Raw genomic sequence first — 22,107 nt, 5'->3', positions numbered from 1 at the left:
CTACGGCTCGTAGCCCGGCGTGCTGCTCGCGCCGAGCTGGGAGGAGAGGTACCGGCCGTTCGCGTCGTAGTGGACGCTGACGTCGCCGGGCTCCAGCACGGCGCTGTGGTCCTCCACGGTGCGCGTCACCTTGGGACGGGCCGTCTTCACCTCCGCGCGCGTCACCTGCCCGCGCAGCATCGCGTCGAGCCAGTCGCGGTGCGCCTCGCAGTCCGCGTAGCCCTCACGCTGATAGGTCGCGCTGACGGCCCCGTCCACCGCCGAGTACGCCCCGACGACCAGCGTCAGCACCCAGAGCCCCAGCACCGCGAAGAACGCCAGCTTCCATCGATTCATGTCGGGACAGTCTGCAATAGCCCGGCGCGGGTTGCCTGCCTCGAAGTGGAGTCGGGTGCCAGGTGTGAGCCGCCGCTCCACGATGTGGCCGTGGAGCGGCAGGCTCGGAATGCACGTCGGACGGTGTCAGGCCCGCGGCCGGAGTCGAAGGGCGGGGCTGCGCTTCAACGCCAGGCGGAGGGCGCCAGCCTGTCCATCGCGTCGCGCAGCGAGGTGGGCGCCATGCCCGTGAGCGCGTCTTCGCGTGTGCCGGGCAGGGATTGGTTCAGCCGCGAGCCTCTCATGGTCATGAAGACGTCGAGCTTCGAGTCCTCGCCGGGGCCGCAGTCAACCGTGATGTGCCCCTTGAGGGAGGCCTGGAGATTCCCTTCGGCATCCCTCTCACCACCGCCCCCGGTGTAGTTCATCGAGGTCGTGCAGCCGGGCTCCGAGGACAGCGGGCAGGTCGTCTCGCTCACGGTGAAGGACCGCGGTCCGGTCACCACCGCCCGGGTGCCGCAGCCCATGATGCGTATGTCGAGGCGAATCGCCGCCTTCGAGGTGGAGGTCTTGTCATTGGTGATGACCAGGGCGTCCTGCAACTCGGTGACGACAGAACCGACGCCGCTCCCGTGCGTCAGCGTCACCAGGCCGACGTAGGTCCCCGTCATGTAGGAGCGTTGGTCGAGCTCCACGGGGGCGTCATCAGCGCTTCCCTCGTTCTCGTCACCACCGCAAGCAGTCAGCGCGGACAGCACCACGGCCACCAACAGACGGGTCTTCGTCATCATCGTTCATGATCTCCCACTGGAGTGTCTACTCCATCCTCGCCTCCTAGGGAGACGGGGCCCGGCGCGAAAGTCGCGGACTCCATTTTCTTGTCCGCGGGGCAAGCATTCAGCGCGTCAGCGTGGCAGGCATTGACTGTGAGGCATTGATCTGCCCCGAGAGGGACCGCTCCACGGTGTGGCCGTGGAGCGGCCGTCACGTCTAGTGCGGGGCGGAGAGCGCCAGCCGGTCCATCGTGGCGCGCAGCGAGGTGGGCGCCGTGCCCGTGAGCGCGTCCTCGCGCGTGCCGGGCCGCGACTGGCCCGTCCGCGAGCCGGTCAGCTCCATGGAGATGGCAGCGGCGGCCGTCCCTCCGCCGCAGCGGGCCGTCAACTGCCCCTGGAGCGTCACGAAGAGCGTTCCGTTGCCATCCCTGTGGCCGTTACCCTTGGAGTACTCCAGCGTATACGTGCAGCCGTTCTCCGGAGGCAGCGGGCACGACGTGCTGGCCACGGTGAAGGCCTTCTCCGCGCTCATCCTCGCGCGAGGGCCGCAGCCCAGGGAGGCCACGTCGAGGCGCAGCGCCGCCTTGGAAGTGGAGGTCGTGTCGTTGGCAATCCGCACGGTGTCCCGCACCTGGGTGGTGTCGGAGCTTCCGTTGCCCGAGACTGTCATCGTGCCGGAGACGGCGTAGCTCCCGGTCATGTTCGGTCGACTGTCCGTCTCGGCGGGCGGGGTGGGGTTCCCGTCGTCGTTCTCGTCACCACCGCAAGCAGTCAGCGCGGACAGCACCACGGCCACCAGCACATGGGTCTTCGTCATCTTCGTTTATGACCTCCCCCGTCAGGATTCACTTCACCCGCGCCTCCTAAAGAGGCCGGGCCGGGCACGAAAGCCACGGGTTCCGTTTTCTTGTCGGTGGAGTGCGCGCCCAGGGTGTCAGCGTGACAGGCCTTGCCCGTGAGGCATTGACACGCTGGCACAGTGAGCTGCCCTTGAGTCCCGGTGTTCCCTCTGGCGCGACGTTGTGCACGGCGGTTGCACAAGGCCCGAGCACACGCCCGGAAGGCCGGGCCCATCCACTCTCAAGAGGGGGCTCTCACCGATGAAGCACATTCACACGCTGCTGATGACCGTCCTGCTGTCCATGTCCGCGAGCGCCGCGACGACGGACGCGTCGCCTCCGTCCGAGCCGGAGGCGCGCCAGACCATCCTGGGCATCTCCGTCTTGCGACTCCTTGGGAACGGCCTGCTGGAGGTGAGCGGTGAGCGCGTGGTGGGCCCGCGCCTGTCAGTGGGGCTCGGCCTGCGGGCAGGCCTCTCCCATTCGGAGTACCGCTCCGAGGTCGTGGGCAATCCCGGCATCAACGGGGCGTCCGACCAGCGCGGGTACCTGCTGGGCGCCGAGCCGCTGGCCCGCATCTTCCTGACGGGGACCGCGCCCGAGGGACTCTGGGTGTCGCCACGGCTCGGGGTGTCCCATCAATGGCATAAGAGCGGCGGCGAAGGGACGCTGGCCTTCGGCCCGTCCGACTTTCGGAGCTGGAATGTCGGCGGCGCGGCCCTGCTGGGGTACAGCACCATCGTGGGGCGGGGGCTCGCCATCCAGTTCGGAGCGGGGCTCGACGCCCGGTATGCCAGCGACATCCTGAAGTCTAGTGCGTCGGGACCCAACTCCGACGGGGTGGTCCTCCATCAGGACACCCGCACCCACTCCTGGTCCGTCGGCGAGCGCGTGGACCTGTCGGTGGGCTGGGCCTTCTGAAGCGCCGGGCGTGCCTCACACGGGCTGGAAGCGGGGCCCTCCGTGGCGCCGCATGGGAGGTCGGGGCTTGCGGCCACCCTGGCGCCGCGAGGGCTGCCGGGGCTCCTTCCGCCTGCGAGCCCCGGCGCGCAGCGGCAGGTCCGCGAGGGCCTTCACGTCGTGCACGAGCCCCAGCGCGGCGAGCGCGCGCACCGTCCACCAGCCCGGGTCCGGCTGCCGCCAGCCGAGCCCCATCTGCGCCGAGCCCGGATACGCATGGTGGTTGTTGTGCCACGACTCACCCATGCTCACGAGCGCGAGCCACCCCGCGTTGCGCCCCTGCTCCGCGCAGCCGGGCAATTCGTAGGGCTGCTCGCCCTCCACGTGGCTCACGAAGTGGACGCACCAGAAGCCGTCCTGCGTGAGCGCCAGCCGCACGAAGACACCCCAGGCCACCCACGAGGCGCCGCCAATCGCATACAGCGTCAGGGCCAGGGGCACCTGGAGCCACAGCCCCGCGCGCTCCAGGGCGCGGAAGAACGCGTCCTCCGCGACGCGCGGCTCCACGGGCGGGTACACGGCGATGTCCCGTGCGTGCCACGTGTGAAAGAGGGCGTACGCCATGACGCGCGCGAAGCCATCGCGGTAGCCGAAGTAGGGAGGGCAGTCGGCCTCCGGCTGGTTCTGGTGGAAGTCGCGCAGGTGGTGCATGCGGCTCATGCCGATGACGCCGCCCAGGCCCGCCAGCGTGCCCACGAAGCCGAGCGTTCGCTCCACCTCGAGCGGCGCGCGGAAGGCGCGGTGGATGAGGCCGCGGTGGATGCCCACCGACACGCCCAGACACATCGTCACGACCGTGAGCACGGCGAAGACGGCCACCGCGCTCCACGAGAAGAACAGCCAGCCGCCCGCCACCGCGCCCACGTGCACCAGGCACCAGCGGAACACCTTCCCCGCGTCCAGCTTCGCCTCACCCCACCGCGTGTCCATGGCCTGCTCCTTTCGGAGGGAGGCCATCGCAAGCGCCCTGCCACCTTGGACAGGGCCTGATTCCGCGCGGTTGCACGGGCGCGCGGGCGGCACTGTCAACGCCGTTCACGGTGCGCCGTGCACGGCGTGGACAGGGCGGAGGGAGTGGGTTCGGGCGCAGCTCGAAGAGGGACACTGTCGCTGTGCGTCAGGATGCAGTCGCGAGTACCCACGTCTAGGTTTGCTCAGAGGGGCGCTGCTACCTTGCGCGCCCATGACCCTTGGAGCCCTTCCCCTCATCGTGTCGCTGCTCGCCGCGCAGGCCGCGCCTTCGTCCAAGGCGCCGTCGCAGGTGCCCGGCATCGCCCCGCTGCCCGGTCAGCCGAACGTCTGGGTGAGCAACGTGCCGCCCGTGCCGCCGGAACTGCGCCAGCGGCTGGACCAATATCTGGAGGCGCGCTCGGCTTCACTGGTGGACGTGACGGGCGACGGCAAGCAGGTGCTCATCGCCACGCGCTTCGCGGACACCAACCAGCTTCACGTGGTGGAGATGCCCATGGGCGCGCGCACGCAGCTCACCTTCACGGACGAGCCCATCAACAACGCGCGCTTCCAGCCCGGCAACCCGCAGGCCATCTACTACCTGCAGGACAAGGGCGGCGGTGAGTTCTTCCAGCTCTTCCGCCTGGACCGCCGCACGGGCCGCTCGGAGCTGCTCACCGACGGCAAGAGCCGCCACGAAGGCCTGCGCGTGTCGCGCGACGGCCGCCAGGTGACGTACGGCGGCACGGGCCGCAACGGCAAGGACACGGACGTGTACGTGGCCTCCACCAGCGACCCGAAGCAGGCCCGCCGCGTCACCGAGGCGGAGGGGACATGGCTCCCGGTGGAGTTCTCTCCGGACGGCTCGAAGCTGCTCGTCATCCAGACTCGCGCGGTGGACGACGCCGACCTGCACGTGGTGGACCTCGAGACGGGCGAGCGCCGCCAGCTCACCCCGAAGGAGGGCAAGGGCAGCGTCGGCGCCGCCGTCTTCACCCAGGACGGCCAGGCCGTGTACTTCGTGACGGACCGCTACGGCGACTTCGCCGAGCTGTACCGCCTGGAGCTGGCGAAGGCGCCCCTCACCGGGACGCCCGTGTCGCTGACGAAGTCGGTGCGGTGGAACGTGGTGAGCGCGGCGCTGTCGTCGGACGGCCGCCAGCTCGCGGTGGGCCTCAACGAGGACGGCTATGTCCGCGTGTACCTGCTGGACACGCGCACGCAGAAGCTGGCGCCCGTGGAGATTCCGAAGGGCGTGGTGTCCACGCTGCGCTTCCCGCTCCAGCGCTCGGACCTGCTGGCGTTCGCGATGGGCGACGCACGCTCGCCCTCGGACGTGTGGACGGTGGACCTCAAGACGCGCAAGCCCACGCGGTGGACGCGCTCGGAGGTGGGCGGCATCGACACGGACATCTTCACGATGCCGGAGCTGGTGCGCTACCCGTCCACCGACGGCGTGAAGGTGCCGGCCTTCCTCTACAAGCCGAAGCACGCCACCGGGAAGGTGCCCGTCGTCGTGGTCTTCCACGGCGGCCCCGAGTCGCAGAGCCTCCCCACTTTCAGCAACTTCACCCAGTACCTGGTGACGGAGCTGGGCATGGCGGTGCTGGTGCCCAACGTGCGCGGCTCGGACGGGTACGGCAAGACGTACCGGGCCATGGACGACGGCGTGAAGCGCGAGCAGAGCCTCGCGGACATCGGCGCGACGCTGGACTTCATCGCCTCGCGTGAGGATTTGGACGCGGCGCGGGTGGGTGTCTACGGCGGCTCGTACGGCGGCTACATGACGCTGGCGGCGGTGACCTTCTACCCGGAGCGCATCAAGGCCGCGGTGGACGTGGTGGGCATCTCCTCGCTGGGCAGCTTCCTCCAGAATACGCAGGCGTATCGGCGCGACTTGCGGCGCGCGGAGTACGGCGACGAGCGCGACGCCGAGGTGCGCAAGGTGCAGGAGCGCATCTCCCCGCTGGGCGCGGTGGAGAAGATTCGCGCCGCGCTCTACGTGCAGCAGGGGGCCAATGACCCGCGCGTGCCGCAGTCGGAGGCGGAGCAGGTCGTCCAGGCGGTGCGCAAGCGCGGCTCGGACGTCTGGTACATGCTGGCCACCGACGAGGGCCACGGCTTCCAGAAGAAAGACAACCGCGACTACGCGCAGATGACCGCGCTGATGTTCCTGGAGAAGCACCTGGGCACTCCGCCCGCGCAGGCGGGTGGCGCTTCCGGCTCGAAATAGCCGGCTTCGTGCGACTTGCGGCCTCGGAGCCCGTTTCCCAGGGGCGGGCCCGACATGGGAGCCCGCTCCCGGGGCGGGGCTGGCGAGCGGGCGGGCGGGCATGCGGGCCGCGAGGAGGAGCCGGGGCCGTGCGCAGATTCCAGGTGTGATTCCCGGAGGTTGGCGCGGGGTGGAGGCCTGGCCGGTATGTGCTGTGCGGACGGACGTTAAGACTCCCGGAGCCAAGCCTGGGAGAGGGAGGATTCCGTATGAAGCGCTTTCTGATGCCGCTGCGCCGGGGTGTGCTGGTGGTGGGGATGTTGCTGGGGGCGGGGGTCGCGGTGTCGGCGCCCCGACAGGACGCCATCAACCTGCGAATTGCCCGCGAGCAGTTCAACCTGGTGATGACGCCGGGAGAGGTGACGGGGATGGACTTCCAGCTCACGCGTGGCCCCGGTGAGCTGCGGGGCCGCACGTACCTGGGCACCGTCACGCTGGAGGTGAAGGACGGTCAGGTGAAGGGGGTGCTGGGCGGCGCCACGGTGAACCTGAAGGTGGCGAAGGACGGCGACGCGATTGTCGCCAAGGGCGGCTTCGGCGGGCGCCCGGTGGACCTGAAGCTGAGCCCCAACGAGATGAAGGTCTACGTCCGCGACTGCACCTACCGGCTGAAGGCGCAGGAGGATGGCCGCTTCTACGTGGGCAGGCGCAGCTGCGACGTCGCCTCCACGCCGCCGTCCGAGGTCTGGCTGCCGGACGAGTTCATGGCCGCCTCCCCCGAGGAGAAGGCCGCCATCCTGCTCCTGGCGCTGTGAGCCGCGGGGCCCGCCGTGCGCAACGCGCACGGCGCTCCCGGGTGGGGGACGCGCAAGGCGCCCCTCACCTCGCGGCCCGGGGCAGCTCCACGGTGAAGGTGGAGCCCACGCCCAGGTTGCTGCACACGGCGATGTGACCGCCCATCGCCTCCACCATCTGCCGCGCAATCCAGAGCCCCAGCCCGAAGCCGCCGTAGTTGCGCTCGGACACGGCGCGCTCGAAGCGGTGGAAGAGGCGTGACAGGTGCTCCGCGCCGATGCCGATGCCCCCGTCACGCACGTCCAGGCGCACGCGCTCGGCGGTGGCCGTCAGCTCCACGCGCACGGGCTGGCCCCGGCCGTACTTCACCGCGTTGGACAGCAGGTTGGTGAGCACCTGGTCCAGCCGCAGCCGGTCCCACTGTCCGAGGGCGTCCGGCACCAGCGCCAGCTCCAGCGACGTGCCGGTGCGCGCCAGCTCGGGCTCGAAGCGCTCGGCCACTTCGCGCACCAGCGCGCCGAGGTCCAGCGGCTCCAGGCTCAGCTCCAACCGTCCCGCGCTGATGCGGGACACGTCCAGCAGCTCGTCGACGAGCTTCGTCTGCCGCTTCAGCTGGCGTCCCACCACTTCCAGTCCCCGGCGCAGGCGCTCGGGAGGAATGCCGCCGGGTGAGCGCTCCAGGGCCGCCTGGAGGAGCTGCACATGGAGCTGCAGCGCGCTGATGGGCGTCTTCAGCTCGTGGCTGGCGATGGAGAGGAACTCCTCGCGCAGGCGGATGGCCTGGCGCGCCTCGCGGTACAGCCGCGAGTTGTCGATGGCGAGGGCCGCCCGCCGCGACAGCTCCTGCGCCAGCTCCAGGTCCCTCGCGTCGTACGGGCGCCGCGAGGTGACGAACGTCAGCGCCCCCTGCGTCTGCCCGCGGACCTGCAGCGGCACGCACAGCCAGGCACGCGCGTCCCCGGACTCGTCCTGGTCCAGGCCTGGATGCAGCGCCGGCTCTCCGGACGCCATGACGCGTGACACCACCTCGAGGCACGGGGCAGGGACACCCGCCGGTGCGTCGGAGGACACAGCGGCTCCCGGGCCCGGGGCACCCTCCGGTGTGCGCGGGGCGCCGTCGTCCACGCACGCCGTGGCCACGCAGCGCGTCCCGCCCGCTTCGTCCGCGAGGAAGACGCCGCACGTCTCGGCGTACGCGGGCACCGCCAGGTGCGCCACGCGCTCCAGCGTCTCCTCCTGCTCCAGGCTCGCGGCGAGCACCCCGCCCGCGCCCGCGAGGAAGCGCTGGGCGTCCTCGCTGCGCCGGCGCTCGGTGATGTCCACCAGGATGCCCAGGCACTGCACGGGACCGCCCGGCGGGCACACCCGCGCCGTCCACAGCGCCACCTGGATGGGCGTGCCGTCCCGGTGCTGCCCCTCCGTCTCCGCGCCCGTCAGCACGCGGCCCTGCGCCACGCCCTCCAGGTAGCGGTGGAACTCCTCCTGCCGCGACGCGGGCACCGCCGGCATCACCTGGCCGAGCGCCTCGTCCGCCGTCCACCCGAACATGCGCTCCGCGGCGGGGTTCCACAGCCGCACCCTGCCGTCCATGTCCAGCAGCATGATGGCCGCGGGCGACGCCTGGATGATGGCGGCCAGCGTCTGGTGCGCCTCGCGCAGCGCCGCCCGCGCGCGCTGCTCCTGCTCCAGCAGTCGGGCTCGCGCCAGCGCCTGCGCGGCGTGGTGCGCGAGCAGCTCCAGGAAGGCGCGCTCGTCGTCGTCGAAGGCGTGCGGCTCGGAGAAGGTGAACAGCAGCGCCCCCAGCGCGCGCCCGTCCACCGACAGCGGCAGGCACACCGACGAGGGCGCCGGGCTGCCCTGGGCCCGCCGGCAGCGCTCGGCCAGCTCCGGGAAGCGAAGGGCCAGCGCGTCCGGCGTCTCCAGCCACACCGGGCGCGCTTCGCGGATGGACTCGGCGATGGGCGAGGCGTGCTCCAGCGGCACCACGCTGAAGACGCCGGACAGCATGCGCGCGTCCTCACCTGTGCAGCGCAGCAGCCGGGCCTGTCCCTCGCCGGGCTCCACCAGCCAGAAGCCGCCGCCGCGCGCGCCCACCGCCTCCACGCCCTGGTCCACCACGACTTCCGCCACGCGCGGCGCGGTGAGCACCTGGGACAGCTCCGCCGTCACCCGCTGCAGGCGCGCCAGCCGGCCCGCGGCCACCTCCGCCGCCTGCCGGGCCCGCCGCTCCCCCGCGTACGCACGCGCCACGTCCAGCGCCTGCGCGGCCCGGTCCGCCAGCTCCTGGAGGAGCAGCTGCTCCCCCGCCTCGAAGGGCGCCGCCGCCGGCTCCCGCCACACGGTGAGCGTCCCCAGCCCCCGTCCCCGCGTGCGCAGCGGCAGCACCAGCGAGCGGGTGAAGGGAAGCCGCTCCAAAAGGCCGTAGTGCTGCGGCGGCACCAGGCGGCGCAGCTCCTCCACCTCCTGGCGCGGCACCCACAGTGGCTGGCCCGAGCGCAGCACCTCGGCGGAGGGGCCCTCGTCCGCGCGCAGCACCGGGGCGATGAGGCACTGGAAGAGGGGCCGCGTCTCCGGCGAGGCACAGGCCGAGGCCACCGTGCGCAGCCACCGGCCGTCCTCGGACGTCAGCCGCAGCGCGCAGGCCGCGCCCAGCAGGGGCACCACCAGTTCGCACAGCCGCTCCATGACGGCCGGGGGCTCCAGGCTGACGTCGGCCAGCACCCGCGAGGCCTCGGCCAGCAGCGCCAGCCGCTCCTCCACCTCTGGTGCCTGCGCCCCGTACTGCCAAGGCTCACCCCATCTGGAAACCGCCGAGCTGGTCATCGCGCCCCCGTTCAGGAATGGGAACATGGAGGTCACGAACGGGGGATGACCCCGGTGTGCCGGGACAGGTTGGCTTCTCGGGTGGCCAACACCCCGCGTCCCCGACTGTTGGCCTCGTACGCGCAACCCCGGTCCGCGGTCCTGTGGCTCCCGGTGCGTACCTACCCGGGCGTACATAGGTGTACCCTGGCGTTGGAAAGCGGGGAGCGGCGTGTCACGTCCGTTGCTCACGGCCGGGGTTCGGCTAAAGCGGGGGGCGTGAAAGCCACCATGACGGGAGTCTCGGGCGGAGCAGCAGCCCGCGAGGCCCCGGACTCCTTCAAGCGAACAGCGCTCCTGGCCCTGGGGGCCCTGGGCATCGTCTACGGCGACATCGGGACGAGTCCGCTGTACGCGCTGCGCGAGTGTTTCCACGGCCCGCACAGCGTCAGCCCGACGCCGGAGAACGTGCTGGGCGTGCTGTCGCTCATCTTCTGGTCGCTCGTCACCGTGGTGTCGGTGAAGTACCTCATCTTCGTGATGCGGGCGGACAACCGGGGGGAGGGGGGCATCCTCGCGCTGATGGCGCTGGCCATGCAGCGCCCCCGGGGGCAGGTGCACAAGGCGCGGCCGGTGCTGGTGACGCTGGGCATCTTCGGCGCGGCGCTGCTGTACGGCGACGGGGTCATCACTCCGGCCATCACCGTGCTCAGCGCGGTGGAGGGCCTCAACGTGGCCACGCCCGTCTTCGAGCCCTACGTCATCCCGATTACGCTCGTCATCATCGTCATCATCTTCCTGGTGCAGCGGCACGGGACGGCGGGAATCGCCGCGGTGTTCGGCCCCGTCATGTGCGTGTGGTTCGCCACCCTGGGGGTGCTGGGGTTGAAGGAGGTGCTGCACAACCCGGATGTGCTGTGGGCGCTGTCACCCCACGAGGGCGCGCTCTTCTTCCTCCACAACGGCAAGCACGGCTTCCTGGTGCTGGGCGCGGTGTTCCTGGTGGTGACGGGCGGCGAGGCGCTCTACGCCGACATGGGCCACTTCGGGTGGAAGCCCATCAAGCGGGCCTGGTTCTTCCTGGTGCTGCCGGGGCTGACGCTCAACTACCTGGGCCAGGGGGCGCTGCTGCTGCGTGACGCGAGCGCGGCGCGCAACCCGTTCTACCTGCTGGCGCCGGACTGGGCGCTCTACCCGCTGGTGGCACTGGCCACGGCGGCGGGCATCATCGCCTCGCAGACGCTCATCTCCGGGGCGTTCTCGATTACGCGGCAGGCCATGCAGCTGGGCTACAGCCCGCGCATGGAGGTGGTGCACACATCGGCGGAGGAGATGGGGCAGATCTACCTGCCCGGCCTCAACTGGGTGCTGCTGATTGGCGTGGTGGCGCTGGTGCTGACCTTCCGCTCCTCGAGCGCGCTGGCGTCGGCGTACGGCATCGCGGCGGTGACGACGATGGCCATCACCACCATCCTCGCCTACGTGGTGGCGCGCGAGCGGTGGGGCGTGGGCCGGGCGCTGGCCCTGCCGATTGCGGGCCTGTTCCTGGTGGTGGACCTGTCGTTCTTCGCGGCCAACACGGTGAAGATTGTCGCTGGCGGGTGGCTGCCGCTGCTGCTGGCGCTCATGATTTTCACGCTGATGACGACGTGGAAGCGGGGGCGCGACATCCTGGCGGGCAAGCTGCGCGCGGCGAGCATTCCGCTGAAGGAGCTGCTGGACAGCTTCGGGGACCACCCGCCGGTGCGGGTGCCGGGCACGGCCATCTTCATGACGGGCAACGCGGAGGGCACGCCGCCGGCGCTGCTGCACAACCTGAAGCACAACAAGGTGCTGCACGAGCAGGTGGTGCTGCTGACGATTCTGCCGGAAGACGTGCCGCATGTGCCGGGCGAGGAGCGGGTGGAGGTGGAGCCGCTGGAGCAGGGCTTCGTGCGGGTGGTGGCGCGCTACGGCTTCATGGAAAACCCCAGCATCCCGGACGTGCTGAAGCGCTGCCGGGAGAAGGGGCTCCAGTTCCAGCTCATGGGCACGAGCTTCTTCCTGGGCCGGGAGACGCTGATTCCGACGAAGAAGCCGGGCATGGCCATCTGGCGCGAGGCGCTCTTCTCCTGGATGAGCCGCAACGCGCGCAGCGCCACGGCGTACTTCCGGATTCCGCCCAACCGCGTGGTGGAGCTGGGCAGCCAGGTGGAGCTGTAGGCGGCTGCTGACGGGCCGGGGTGTCTCCCGGCTTGCGCGCCCGCGTCCCCGAGCCCTTCCGCGACGCCCCCTGGTAGCCCCCCGATGTCCGCTGGAGGGCTTCGTGTGTCCCCGAATCCGGGCTTTCCTAAGTACTCGGATTCATTGGTGGACATTTACGAGCCAAGGGGTGGGCTTCACCCCAGTCCGTACTTGACTCCCTGCGTCGGATGCGAAACTTCTCCGCCCCGGGCAGCTTCCGACCGGCCGAGCCATGCTCGATTTTATGTCTCCGACATAAAATTACCGGGTGGAGGCAACTATTCGGGCCTTCGGACGAGAATATTTCCGGGTAACAGAAAAAGTTCTGTACCACCGGAAGCTCCCTCGGTTACAAGGCGAGCAGGTGTCCCCCGACACCCTGTGTCCGAATAAAGGTCAGTCTCCCATGCTCGACGCCACCTCCTTCGTCCCCGCTCCCTCGCTCGTCACCACCGGCGCCACCCAGGGTTCCTGGAATCAGGCGCAGGAGCCGCTGGAGACGCTCGAAGGGCTGGCGCCGCACACGGTGCTGACGCACGCGGACCTGTACCCGCGCATCTGCGTGCGCGATCCGTACTACGCGCTGAAGGACGTGACGGTGATGGGCGAGGGCGAGGTCGTCGCGCGCATCCCGGTGCAGCAGGACCCGGACGCGGAGGCCGGCCCCATCAGCATCGCGGAGTCGGGGCGTCACCTGGCCATCCTCGGCTCGTGCGCGTCCGCGCTGATGTCGCCGAAGGACGGCCAGCACTTCTACCTGGCGTGCGGCGCGCGCGGGCAGTGGCTGCGCCCGGAGGCCATGGCCCGCTCCACGGAGCTGCTCTGGGGCCTGGCGCGCGCGCAGTTCACCGGCAAGCGCACCGCCACCGCGCAGACGCTGCTGTCGCTGGAGGACGGCACGCCGCTGTTCCGCCTGGAGGTGGACTACAACGTCCTCTCCGCCGCCGCCTTCACGCGCCTGTTCGGTGAGGCGCGTGTGGACATGCGCCGCGAGCCGCGCCGGGACGAGAGCGTGCAGCGCACCCCCGAGGAGTGGGCCAAGCTGCGGCAGAACCCGTACAGCAAGCCGCTGGCCCTGCGCGACTGGCGCCCGGATGGCGAGTCCCTGCGCGCCACGCTCGGCCCGGTGACGCCGGACATGTGCAAGGGCCACTTCGCACTGCACCCGGTGATGCCGGTGGCGATTGTGGCGAGCGGCATGACTCGCGTGGCCACCACGCTGCTGCGCCGCCTGGAGGGTGCGCCCTGGGCGCGCTGCCTCACCAAGGACGTGCGCCTGTCCGCGGACAGCCTCGCGTTCGCCGGGCAGACGGTGACGTTCGGCGCCGTCCGCCGCGCGCACGAGGGCAATGACCACACCTTCACCTGCCAGGCCTCCGTCGGCGAGCGCGTGGTGGCGGAGCTGGACGTCACCTTCACCCGCGTGGACTGAAGCGCGGCGCTACTCCCACTGGATGTCGTAGTCCACGCGGTCGATGCCGTGCGCCTGGGCCTTCGCGGTGCCCTTCAGCCCCAGGACCTTCAGCGCGCCGGTGAGGATGCCTTCATGGTACGCGGGCGGCAGCATGTCCCGGCGCACGCGCAGCGTGCCGGACTTCGCCCCTGTGGTGAGGTACTCCCGGCTGCCGTAGGAGACGGCCGCGCTGTAGCCCATCTGCGCGCCCGCGAAGAGCTTCTGCGGGTCGCCCCGGGAGATGATGCCGAAGATGAGCATGCCCGGCCCGGTGGAGTAGCGCGTCACGCCCGTCTCGCCGCACGCGTGGTACACGGCGTTCTCCGGCCCCAGCGTGTCCTCCAGCGCGTCCGCCGCGCGGTAGAGCAGCGTGAGGAAGTCCTGCACCGGGTACGAGCGCAGCTCCCAGTAGTCCGTCGCCAGCTCGCCCACGCGCACCGCCTCCACCGCGGAGCGGCCGCCGTGCTGCTCGAGGACGCCGAACACCGTCTTGAAGAACAGCCCGCGCACCGAGTCGCCGGGCTTCGCGGCGGCGATGCGCGAGGCGAGCTCCGCCTTGTTGGACGGCATGACACCACTCCTGCTTCCCGCCCATGGCCCCCGGAAGGAAGTGGCGGGACCCTAGCCTGAGTTACACCTCGTCGAGGAGCACCGGCGCGAAGCGCGCCGCGTCACACGACGCCAGCACGTACTTGACCCCGGCCCGCTCCCCCGTGAAGCCCGCGGCGATTCCCTCCGCGTGCAGGTGTCCATAGACACACACCTTCGGCGCGAAGGCTTCAATCGGCTCGCTGAAGGCGGTGGCCTTCTGGTTCGCGTACACCGGCGGGAAGTGCACCGCCACCACGCGCACCAGCGGCGTGGGGCTGGCCGCCTCCTTCTTCTTCGCGTCGTCGAAAGAAGCCGCCAGTCGGCGCGTCTCTCGCTCCACGTAGCCGAGGTCCGCCGGCTCGTCGCCCATCTCTCCGCCGGGCATGGGCGGGGCCTCGGGCGCCGTCCACAGCCGGCTGCCGGCAATCACCCACGGGCCCATGACGACGGCGCTGTTCTGGAGGAAGCCCTCTATCGTGCGGTACGGCTCCAGCAGCTTGCGCAGCTTCGACGCCGAGTCGCCCCACCAGTAGTCATGGTTGCCGCGCACCAGCACCTTGCGGCCCGGCCGAGCGTCCAGCCACGCCAGGTCGTCCAGCACCTCGTGGGCGCGTGTGCCCCAGGAGATGTCGCCCGCCACGATGACCACGTCCTCCGGGCGCACCCGCTCGTCCCACGCCCGCTGGAGCGGGAGCGGATGCTCCGTCCACCCGAAGCGGTGCATGTCCTTCTGCCGCGTGGAGGGCAGGTGCGTGTCGCCAATACCGAAGAGCCGCATGCCCCTCCTCATAGCGGAAGCCCCCGTCGCTGTCGGCACCGCCCTGCCTCCCGGCATGCACCCCGGAGGGGCGGCCTCCCCCTTTCGCTTCCGGCGCCACGCCAAAAAGCGAGAGGTACGGGAAAAGAGTAAAATTTGTTTACCTTGCGCCTGTCCCGGAATGCGTCAGTGAGACACGCAGGGGCCACTCCGACGCACCAGGTCGGGGGCCCTGGAGTCTTGGGGTCCATGATTCCAAGGGGTTGCGAGGTTTCAAAGGCGTAACGGCGGCCGATTTCTTGACTCCCGAGTGGAGCATCCATGCTCCACCTGGAGTCAGGAAAGCAGGGTTTCGCGGGGAGAGCGTGATTGGCACGCATGCTGCTCATGGCCCGCCCCTGCGCCGCTCCCGGAAGTGGGGGCGGACCGTGGAGCTGCTGACCCCCCTCACTGGAGTTCCCATGCATCTGCTGCGCAAGACTTTCGCGGCCGCCGCCGCGGCCATGGCCCTGACGGCCTGCGGTCCCCAGCCGGAAGCCCCGGCCCCGGAGGCGCCCCCCGCCTCGGAGACGCCGTCCAACGCGGCCCAGGACGCCGCCCGCGCGGTGGCGGACGCCGCCCGCCGCACCCCCGTGCAGCTGGACGCGCTGTTCGCCAAGGCCGCCGGTGAGTTCAACGTCCCGGTGAATCTGCTCAAGGCCATCTCCTACGCGGAGACGCGCTGGGAGTTCGTCCAGGGCGCCGAGGAGTTCGAGGGCCGTCCCGCCGCGTTCGGCCTCCTGGCCCTGCGTGGGAAGCACATCACCGAGGGCGCGGCCCTGGCCGGCGTGTCCGAGGCGGCCGTGCGCACCGAAGCGCTCGCCAACCTCCGCGCGGGCGCCGCGCTGCTGTCGAAGTACGCCGCCGAGGCGGGCATCGACCGCGCGGACCTGGGCGCGTGGGCCCCGGTGGCCGTCCGCCTGACGGACATCGCCGACGCCGACGTGCAGGCGCACTACATCCACAACGACGTGTACGCCGTGCTGCGCTCGGGCGAGGGTGCCTTCACCCCCGACGGCAAGGTCGCCGTCTCGCTGGAGCCCGCGTCGGTGGAGGCGAAGTTCGCCCTGCCGCGCATGCAGGCCCTCGCGGCCGGCCCGGACTACGCCGCCTCCATCTGGCACCCTTCGCCCAACTACAACGCGCGTCCGACGGGCACGGACGTGTCGATGATCATCATCCACACCTGTGAGGGCAACTACGCGGGCTGCTGGGGCTGGCTGGTCAACCCCGACGCGGGCGTCAGCGCCCACTACGTGGTGAACGAGGGCGGCACGGAGATTTCGCAGCTCGTGCGCGAGTCCAGCCGCGCCTGGCACGTGGGCGCCTCCTATGACTGCAGCCTCAACGGCAGCGTCATGTGCGGCAGCAACGGCGTGTCGGTGAACCACTTCTCCGTCGGCATCGAGCACGGCGGCTTCGCCAGCCAGTCCTCGTTCCCCGCCGGCCAGATTGACGCCTCGGCGAAGCTGTCCTGCGACATCACCCAGGGCCAGGGCATCGTCCGCGACAGCTACCACATCGTGGCGCACGGGCGGCTGCAGCCGGCCACCCGCACGGACCCGGGTCCGAACTGGCCGTGGTCCTCGTACATCAGCAAGATCAAGAGCTACTGCGGTGACGGCGGCACGCCCACGGGCGCCATCGTCGTCGACAGCAACAACGCCAACAACAACGCCGCCAACGCGCGCTTCTCCACCGTGGGCACGTGGACGGACGGCTACAGCACCGGCTACTACGGCAGCGGCTACTACTACGCCGCCACCGAGGCCGTCTCCGCGCCGGCCGTCTTCGAGTTCTACCTGCCGGCCGCCGCCACGAAGACCATCGACGCCTGGTGGGTGGCGGGCACCAACCGTGCTCCGGCCGCGCCCTTCATCGTCACCACCTCTTCGGGCAACGTGACGGTCAACGTGAACCAGCAGGCCAACGGCAGCAAGTGGAACACGCTGGGCACCTGGTCGTTCCCGGCCGGCTGGAACAAGGTGCAGCTGAGCCGCTGGACCACCGCGGGCTACGTCGTCATGGCGGACGCCATCCAGGTTCGCTGAGATGACGATGCGGGGCCTCGAACGGAAGCAGCGTTCCTGGCCGTGGCGGGCGCGGTGTCTCACCGCGCTCGCCGTGCTCGGCGTCGGGTGCTCCGGCCGGTGTGGCGGGGCGTCTGGCGCCGGGCCGCTGTCGAAGGAAGAAGCACGCGCCATTCCGGGCGTGGTGGCCTTCCTGTCGGAGCGGGCGGGGCAGAAGGACGTGTGGTTGGCGACTCCGGACGGGAAGGAGACCCAGTTTACGAAGGGCGAGGAGGACGAGTACCCCGGCCCGCCGTCGCCAGACGGGAAGTCACTGCTGGTGGTGGCCGTGCGCGAGCAGGGCGGGCTCCAGTTCCAGCAGCTGCGCGTGGTGCCCCTCGAAGGCGGCGGGGCGGCGGTGCCGCTCAACGCACCCCGGGCGCGCGCGCGCAACGCGAGCTGGTCACCGGACGGCGCGTGGCTGGTGGCCGAGTCCGACGCGAAGGGCTTCAGCGACGTGGTGAAGCTCCAGCCTCGCGAGGGCGTGCCGGAGGTGCCGCTCACGCAGGTGAAGCAGGGCTGCTTCGAGCCGTCGGTGTCACCGGACGGGACGGAGGTGGCCTACGTGTGCAGCCGCGAGGGCGACCCGGAAATCTACGTGGCGCGCGCGGACGGGACGCAGGAGCGGCGCATCACCGCCTTCCACAAGGAGGACCGCTCGCCGCAGTGGAGCCCTGACGGGAAGTGGCTCGCGTTCATCAGCGACCGCCAGGGCCAGGACAAGCTCTACCTGGTGCGCCCGGACGGAGCGAACCTGCGGCCGGTGTCCGGCGCGGCCGTCGAGGGTGAGGAGCGCGAGGCTGCGTGGAGCCCGGATGGGCAGAAGCTGGCGTACGTGAGCCGCCTGCCGGGTGGCAAGAGCCGCATCTGGGTGGCGCCCGTGGCCGGCGGCGCGCCGGTGGCGCTGACGGACGGCCAGCAGCGGGACGACATGCCGGCGTGGAGCCCGGACGGGAAGTACCTGGCCTTCGTGTCCGAGCGCCAGGGAGACACGGACGTGTACCTGATGCGCGCGGATGGCACCGGGCAGACGCGGCTCACCACCGCGAAGGGCGCGGACTGGCTGCCGCGCTGGGTGGCCCGGCGCCCGTGACTCAGGCGTTGTTCCCCGGCCCCGTCGCGCCCGGCAGCGGGCCGGGGCCGGGCTCCTCGCGCGGGGGCTCCACCGGCAGGCTGAACAGGAAGGTGGCGCCCCTGCCGGGCTCGCTCTCCACCCAGATGTGGCCGCCGTGCGCCTCGACGATGAGGCGGCTGATGTAGAGCCCCAGGCCCAGCCCCTTCGCGTCAGCCGCGCTGCCCTGCTGCGTGCGGTAGTACTTGTCGAAGATGTGCGCGGCGTCCTCGGGGGCCAGCCCCGGGCCCTCGTCGCTCACGGACACCACCACCCGCCCTTCCTGTGCCCGGGCACGCACCACCACCGGCAGGGACGGCGGGCTGTACTTCGCGGCATTGCCGAGCAGGTTGGCCAGCACCCGCTCCAGCCGCGTCGGGTCCAGCCACACCTGCGGCACCGGGCCGGCCACCTCCAGCCGGAAGCGCTCGCGCAGGTTCGGGGGCACGTCGCGCTCCAGCGTCTCCTCCAGGAAGCGCACCAGGTCCCTCGGCTCGCGGCGCAGCGGGGCCCGCTTCGCCTCCAGCCGCGAGCCCTCCAGGAGGTCTTCAATCATGGAACTCATCCACCCCACGCTGTGCAGGATGGACTCGGTGAGCCCCTCCTCGCGCGACAGGTGGCGCGCGTGCAGGCCGCGCTGGAGCAGGCTCGCCCGCAGGTTGATGACCTGCAGGGGGCCTCGCAGGTCGTGCGAGATGAGGCCCACGTATTCCTCGCGCAGCTGGTCCAGCTCGTGGCGCGTGGTGAGGTCCTGCAGGCTGACCACCACGCCGCGCGGCCCACCCGAGGGCCCGGGGATGGGCGCCGCCGTGGCCAGCACGGGCACGGTGTGCCCGTTCGGCTGGACGATGAGGTACTCCTCCGGGCCCACCGCCTGGCCCGTCGCGGCGGCGCGCGCGGAGGGCAGTTCCTCCATCCCCACGGGTCGCCCGTCCGGGTAGCGCAGGAGCTTCACGTACTCGGCCTGCCGCATCGGCGCCTGGGGCAGGTCATACATCAGGTCGGCGACGCGGTTGGTCACCACCGTGCCGGCCTCCGGGTCCACGAAGACGACGCCCACGGGCGCATGGTCCAGCACCACCTGGAGGAGGCTGCGCTGCATCTCCGCCTCCTCGTGGGCGCGCTGCACCCCGGCGAGGAACCGCTCGCGCTCGGTGACGTCGCGGAGGAGGGCGAGCAGGCTCGTCCCCTCCTGGTCCGACACGAGGCTCAGCCGCACCTCCAGCCGCACCTGCGAGCCGTCCTTGCGCAGCCCGTGCAGGGCGCGCTCATCCGGCGCGGCATCCAGGCGGCGGCCGCCGAAGAGTCCCTCGGGAACGAGCACCTCCACCTCGCGCCCCAGCAGCTCCTCGCGCCGGTAGCCGAACACCCGCTCCGCCTCCGCGTTGACGAAGCGCAAGAGGCCGCGCGCGTCCACCGTGAGCACCGGGGCCGGCGCCGTCTCCAGCAGCCCGCGGTAGCGCGCCTCGGAGGCCTCCAGCGCGGCGGTGGTCTCCCGGCGGCGGACCTCGAGCACGTCCAGCGCGCGCGCCGCCAGCAGCACCAGCCCCGTGCCGCCCGCGCACACCACGGTGGCGAAGAGGGGCAGCTTCGCCTCGTGGTTGATGAGGCCCGCGCCGTACAGCAGCACCAGCGCCACGCCCAGCAGCGGCGGCCCCAGCAGCGCCACCGGGACGAGCCGGCGCGCGAGGAACCCGCCGAGCGTGTCGCGCGTGACGCGGGCCACCAGCCCCTGCTGCGGCCGCGCGCACAGCGTCCCCAGGCCCAGCAGCATCAGCGCAATCGACGTGGACAGGCCCATGCTCCGCTGCGCGAGGAAGGGCAGGGGGGCCTCCCCCACCAGCGGGCCGAGCAGCAGGCCGTTGAAGCCCAGCAGCGCCAGCAGCATCGCCAGCACCGTGAGCGCGTCCCGCGTCTTCGCCCGCCGCCGGGGGCTTCCCAGCATCGCCAGCGCGGAGCCCAGCAGCACCAGGCACACGGAGGTGAGCGGCGAGGAGCGACTCATCGCCGCGACCAGGCCCGCGTCCAGCCCCGTGACGTCATGGAGGAGGCTCACCGCGCCAATGGCCAGCATCGCCACCGCGCAGGCCACCGCCAGCGCGGAGCGGAGCCCGGAGGCACGGCGTGACAGCCGCAGGCCCAGCGAGAGTCCTCCGAGCATCAGCGCCAGGCCGGTCGTGGGCTGGGTCTCGGGGTAGCCGGGCATCACCGACCGCAGCACCGTCACGTTGCGCACGTGGCCCACCAGGGTCAGCACCCCGATGGCGGGAACGCCCAGCGCCGCGAGCCACGCCAGCGCGCGGACCGTGGCCGCGGTGCGACTCTGGGGCCTTCCGGTCCTGCTCATCCCTGGCGTCCCCCGAAGCGCGGTCTTCCTCCAGCCCTGCGGCCAGGCAGCGGGCCCGGTCCAGGAAGGGCCCGTCCTTCGGCATGGGCGCCCCGGAAAGTCATGCATCTCGCGCGCGGGTCCGGCATCGGCCAGCGGGGCAGGGCGTCGACAGGTGGGCGGTCGGGGGGCGCGCGAGAGCTGCGCGAGGCTTCAGGCCCGTGAGCGCGAGCGAAGGCCGCGTGCCGCCCATGACGGCAGGCCCCGCGCCCCCGCGCCCAGCAGCAGCCCGGCCACCGACAGGAGGATGGCCTTCCCCGTGCCGACGCCCGGGTACAGGCCGAGGACGGGCAGGTGCAGCGGACCCAGGAGGAGCCACAGCGCTGGCGCCGCGAGCCCCACGGCCAGCAGCGCCACCCGCAGCGCCCGCCGCGAGCCGCCCAGGGCTCCACTGCCCGCCCAACCGGCGATGAAGCCATTCACCCCGGGCGCCAGGAACAGCGCCACGGTGGCGCCCACCATGCCCCAGAGGGAGGCGAGGGCATTGTCCCGCTCGAAGCGGTCCTCCGGGAGCCACCGTCGCGGCCGGCGGCGAGTCGCGGGCGAGCGCTCGTGCTTGCGCACCGGGAGGCTCGCGTAGCCCCGCATGATGTGTCGCTCCATGGCGCCGCACCTCCGTCCGCGGTGCGCAACGCGCACCTCCGTCCGCAAGGTGGGAGCGAGGCACGTTCCGAGCCCGCGGGCCCGGCGCGTCCGTCAGGAGAGCAAGGGAGCGGGGGAGCAGGCGGCGTGCCCGCTCTCCGCCACTACGGAGGCGGGAAGTTGCCCGGGTACACGGTGAGGAAGAGTCCCCAGCCGGGCGCGGCGCCCACGTTGCGCGGGACATACGCGTCCGCGCCTTCCACGCCCAGGCGGAACGTGTCCGCGTCCGCGCCGGTGTGGACGTAGAGGAACAGGCCGTGCACGTCGGTGCCGTCCTGCTTCACGGCGGCGAAGTCCTCGGTGGGGTAGTAGACGCGGTCGGCCAGGTCGTCCCGGTCGAGCGTCACGCGGGCGCCCACCACGGGGCGGCCGTCCAGGTCCACCACACGGCCGAGCACGAAGCCCGCGTCGCGCAGCGTGACGGCCTTGTCCCCTGTGTGGCCGCGCAGGCGGGCCTCACCCACGGCGGCGGAGAGCGCGTCGTGGAAGGCCTCCGGCAGTGCCCAGGCGTGCACGTCGATGAGGTCCGTGCGCGGCCGTGCGCCGGTGAAGGCGGTGTCGTAGACGACGGTGGCCGTGTGCACGAAGCCCGGCGCGACGATGCCCACCGCGACGCTCTGGTGCACCTCGCGCACGGGCACCTCGTCCACGCTGAAGTCTCCGTCTCCGGACAGCGCGCCGGTGCCGAGGCTGGCGTTCACGTCATTGACGGACAGGCGCAGCGGCTCCTCGATGGAGATGGGCACGCCATCCAGCGAGGGGAGCGACTGGCCCCGGGACTCGAGCAGGCGCGCGGCTTCGGGCAGCACCTCGGCGCGGCCGCTGATGCGGATGCGGAGGTTGTCCAGGTCCACGGCCTCGGCATCCTCGGTGCGGACGCCGGGGTCGGGTGTAGAACCGCCGGAGCCGCAGCCCGACGCGAGCCCAAGCAGGACACAGGTGGCAATCAGGTAAGGGCGCTTCATCGGCCGGCAACATCTTCACGGCCTCTCGCGGCGGCAATCCACCCCGCCCGCCGTCCGTCCCCTGCCCGACGCCAGGTGGAGTGTGCACTGCGCAAAGAGAGACACCGGGCGGCCCGCCTGTCCGTCTCGGACAGGGGACACGGCCCGGTGTCGGGAATCCATCAGCCTGGGTGCGTCACCCGCCGCGCTCCGGAATACCCGCTCCGGTGCGCGGCGGTCCTCAG

17 protein-coding genes are annotated in these 22,107 nt (G+C 71.5%); 7 read left to right on the top strand and 10 right to left on the bottom strand.

Annotated elements, in window-relative coordinates:
* The 3 genes from G4D86_RS44610 to G4D86_RS44600 all read right to left on the bottom strand — a co-directional run bounded on the left by G4D86_RS44610 (position 1) and on the right by G4D86_RS44600 (position 1,905).
* Positions 1 to 336, bottom strand: coding sequence for a hypothetical protein (locus G4D86_RS44610; protein WP_164001156.1), 336 nt, complete (start codon positions 334 to 336; stop codon positions 1 to 3).
* A 164-nt stretch (positions 337 to 500) separates the two neighbouring features.
* Positions 501 to 1,106, bottom strand: a complete 606-nt coding sequence (locus G4D86_RS44605) for a hypothetical protein (RefSeq protein ID WP_164001153.1) — start codon at positions 1,104 to 1,106, stop codon at positions 501 to 503.
* A 199-nt stretch (positions 1,107 to 1,305) separates the two neighbouring features.
* Complete coding sequence (locus tag G4D86_RS44600; protein WP_164001151.1) at positions 1,306 to 1,905, bottom strand: hypothetical protein; 600 nt, start codon at positions 1,903 to 1,905, stop codon at positions 1,306 to 1,308.
* Positions 1,906 to 2,188: 283 nt separating this feature from the next.
* Here G4D86_RS44600 and G4D86_RS44595 point away from each other — a divergent pair, with 283 nt between their 5' ends.
* A complete protein-coding gene (locus tag G4D86_RS44595; protein WP_164001149.1) occupies positions 2,189 to 2,848 on the top strand; it encodes a hypothetical protein in 660 nt (219 codons plus the stop codon).
* 15 nt (positions 2,849 to 2,863) lie between these two features.
* On the opposite strand, the gene G4D86_RS44590 is transcribed toward G4D86_RS44595, so the two are convergent.
* Entirely contained in the window at positions 2,864 to 3,817 is a 954-nt protein-coding gene (locus G4D86_RS44590) for an acyl-CoA desaturase (RefSeq protein ID WP_240360830.1), read from the bottom strand.
* 253 nt (positions 3,818 to 4,070) lie between these two features.
* Between G4D86_RS44590 and G4D86_RS44585 the strand changes: the two genes are divergently transcribed.
* Both G4D86_RS44585 and G4D86_RS44580 read left to right on the top strand, forming a co-directional pair.
* Positions 4,071 to 6,071 (top strand): S9 family peptidase, encoded by a 2,001-nt coding sequence (locus G4D86_RS44585; RefSeq protein ID WP_164001146.1) that lies wholly within the window; start codon positions 4,071 to 4,073, stop codon positions 6,069 to 6,071.
* 248 nt (positions 6,072 to 6,319) lie between these two features.
* Complete coding sequence (locus G4D86_RS44580) at positions 6,320 to 6,865, top strand: hypothetical protein (RefSeq protein ID WP_164001144.1); 546 nt, start codon at positions 6,320 to 6,322, stop codon at positions 6,863 to 6,865.
* A gap of 64 nt (positions 6,866 to 6,929) precedes the next feature.
* Here G4D86_RS44580 and G4D86_RS44575 read toward each other — a convergent pair whose 3' ends face one another.
* The gene (locus G4D86_RS44575) at positions 6,930 to 9,695 is read right to left on the bottom strand and encodes a sensor histidine kinase (protein ID WP_240360829.1); all 2,766 of its coding nucleotides are present in this window, start codon (positions 9,693 to 9,695) and stop codon (positions 6,930 to 6,932) included.
* A gap of 243 nt (positions 9,696 to 9,938) precedes the next feature.
* Between G4D86_RS44575 and G4D86_RS44570 the strand changes: the two genes are divergently transcribed.
* Positions 9,939 to 11,849, top strand: a complete 1,911-nt coding sequence (locus G4D86_RS44570; RefSeq protein WP_164001142.1) for a potassium transporter Kup — start codon at positions 9,939 to 9,941, stop codon at positions 11,847 to 11,849.
* 427 nt (positions 11,850 to 12,276) lie between these two features.
* Positions 12,277 to 13,302 carry a hypothetical protein gene (locus G4D86_RS44565; protein ID WP_240360828.1) on the top strand — a complete coding sequence of 342 codons (1,026 nt, stop codon included), beginning with the start codon at positions 12,277 to 12,279 and terminating at the stop codon, positions 13,300 to 13,302.
* Positions 13,303 to 13,311: 9 nt separating this feature from the next.
* Here the strand turns inward: G4D86_RS44565 and G4D86_RS44560 are convergent, their stop codons facing one another.
* Both G4D86_RS44560 and G4D86_RS44555 read right to left on the bottom strand, forming a co-directional pair.
* A complete protein-coding gene (locus tag G4D86_RS44560; protein ID WP_164001138.1) occupies positions 13,312 to 13,893 on the bottom strand; it encodes a TIGR02265 family protein in 582 nt (193 codons plus the stop codon).
* A 61-nt stretch (positions 13,894 to 13,954) separates the two neighbouring features.
* Positions 13,955 to 14,692, bottom strand: coding sequence for a metallophosphoesterase (locus tag G4D86_RS44555; protein WP_164001136.1), 738 nt, complete (start codon positions 14,690 to 14,692; stop codon positions 13,955 to 13,957).
* A gap of 440 nt (positions 14,693 to 15,132) precedes the next feature.
* Here G4D86_RS44555 and G4D86_RS44550 point away from each other — a divergent pair, with 440 nt between their 5' ends.
* Positions 15,133 to 16,761 carry a golvesin C-terminal-like domain-containing protein gene (locus G4D86_RS44550; protein ID WP_205520352.1) on the top strand — a complete coding sequence of 543 codons (1,629 nt, stop codon included), beginning with the start codon at positions 15,133 to 15,135 and terminating at the stop codon, positions 16,759 to 16,761.
* A 7-nt stretch (positions 16,762 to 16,768) separates the two neighbouring features.
* Positions 16,769 to 17,872 carry a TolB family protein gene (locus tag G4D86_RS44545; RefSeq protein ID WP_164001134.1) on the top strand — a complete coding sequence of 368 codons (1,104 nt, stop codon included), beginning with the start codon at positions 16,769 to 16,771 and terminating at the stop codon, positions 17,870 to 17,872.
* 1 nt (position 17,873) lies between these two features.
* Here G4D86_RS44545 and G4D86_RS44540 read toward each other — a convergent pair whose 3' ends face one another.
* From G4D86_RS44540 to G4D86_RS44530, 3 genes are all read right to left on the bottom strand, one after another.
* Positions 17,874 to 20,237, bottom strand: coding sequence for a sensor histidine kinase (locus G4D86_RS44540; protein ID WP_240360827.1), 2,364 nt, complete (start codon positions 20,235 to 20,237; stop codon positions 17,874 to 17,876).
* A gap of 192 nt (positions 20,238 to 20,429) precedes the next feature.
* The gene (locus tag G4D86_RS44535; protein WP_164001129.1) at positions 20,430 to 20,879 is read right to left on the bottom strand and encodes a hypothetical protein; all 450 of its coding nucleotides are present in this window, start codon (positions 20,877 to 20,879) and stop codon (positions 20,430 to 20,432) included.
* Between the two features lie 143 nt (positions 20,880 to 21,022).
* Positions 21,023 to 21,883 carry a carboxypeptidase regulatory-like domain-containing protein gene (locus G4D86_RS44530; RefSeq protein ID WP_205520351.1) on the bottom strand — a complete coding sequence of 287 codons (861 nt, stop codon included), beginning with the start codon at positions 21,881 to 21,883 and terminating at the stop codon, positions 21,023 to 21,025.
* Positions 21,884 to 22,107: the final 224 nt, after the last annotated feature.

Origin of the sequence: Pyxidicoccus caerfyrddinensis (assembly GCF_010894405.1) — a bacterium.
In the GTDB taxonomy this organism is placed as follows: domain Bacteria; phylum Myxococcota; class Myxococcia; order Myxococcales; family Myxococcaceae; genus Myxococcus; species Myxococcus caerfyrddinensis.
Note: the sequence above shows the minus strand (reverse complement) of the source record. Positions and strands in the feature narration are given on the sequence as shown.

Coding starts and splice junctions, on each gene's coding strand:
- G4D86_RS44610 (WP_164001156.1), bottom strand. CDS start 336: ATGAATCGATGGAAGCTGGCGTTCTTCGCGGTGCTGGGGCTCTGGGTG.
- G4D86_RS44605 (WP_164001153.1), bottom strand. CDS start 1,106: ATGATGACGAAGACCCGTCTGTTGGTGGCCGTGGTGCTGTCCGCGCTG.
- G4D86_RS44600 (WP_164001151.1), bottom strand. CDS start 1,905: ATGACGAAGACCCATGTGCTGGTGGCCGTGGTGCTGTCCGCGCTGACT.
- G4D86_RS44595 (WP_164001149.1), top strand. CDS start 2,189: ATGAAGCACATTCACACGCTGCTGATGACCGTCCTGCTGTCCATGTCC.
- G4D86_RS44590 (WP_240360830.1), bottom strand. CDS start 3,817: ATGGACACGCGGTGGGGTGAGGCGAAGCTGGACGCGGGGAAGGTGTTC.
- G4D86_RS44585 (WP_164001146.1), top strand. CDS start 4,071: ATGACCCTTGGAGCCCTTCCCCTCATCGTGTCGCTGCTCGCCGCGCAG.
- G4D86_RS44580 (WP_164001144.1), top strand. CDS start 6,320: ATGAAGCGCTTTCTGATGCCGCTGCGCCGGGGTGTGCTGGTGGTGGGG.
- G4D86_RS44575 (WP_240360829.1), bottom strand. CDS start 9,695: ATGTTCCCATTCCTGAACGGGGGCGCGATGACCAGCTCGGCGGTTTCC.
- G4D86_RS44570 (WP_164001142.1), top strand. CDS start 9,939: ATGACGGGAGTCTCGGGCGGAGCAGCAGCCCGCGAGGCCCCGGACTCC.
- G4D86_RS44565 (WP_240360828.1), top strand. CDS start 12,277: ATGCTCGACGCCACCTCCTTCGTCCCCGCTCCCTCGCTCGTCACCACC.
- G4D86_RS44560 (WP_164001138.1), bottom strand. CDS start 13,893: ATGCCGTCCAACAAGGCGGAGCTCGCCTCGCGCATCGCCGCCGCGAAG.
- G4D86_RS44555 (WP_164001136.1), bottom strand. CDS start 14,692: ATGCGGCTCTTCGGTATTGGCGACACGCACCTGCCCTCCACGCGGCAG.
- G4D86_RS44550 (WP_205520352.1), top strand. CDS start 15,133: ATGCATCTGCTGCGCAAGACTTTCGCGGCCGCCGCCGCGGCCATGGCC.
- G4D86_RS44545 (WP_164001134.1), top strand. CDS start 16,769: ATGCGGGGCCTCGAACGGAAGCAGCGTTCCTGGCCGTGGCGGGCGCGG.
- G4D86_RS44540 (WP_240360827.1), bottom strand. CDS start 20,237: ATGAGCAGGACCGGAAGGCCCCAGAGTCGCACCGCGGCCACGGTCCGC.
- G4D86_RS44535 (WP_164001129.1), bottom strand. CDS start 20,879: ATGGAGCGACACATCATGCGGGGCTACGCGAGCCTCCCGGTGCGCAAG.
- G4D86_RS44530 (WP_205520351.1), bottom strand. CDS start 21,883: ATGAAGCGCCCTTACCTGATTGCCACCTGTGTCCTGCTTGGGCTCGCG.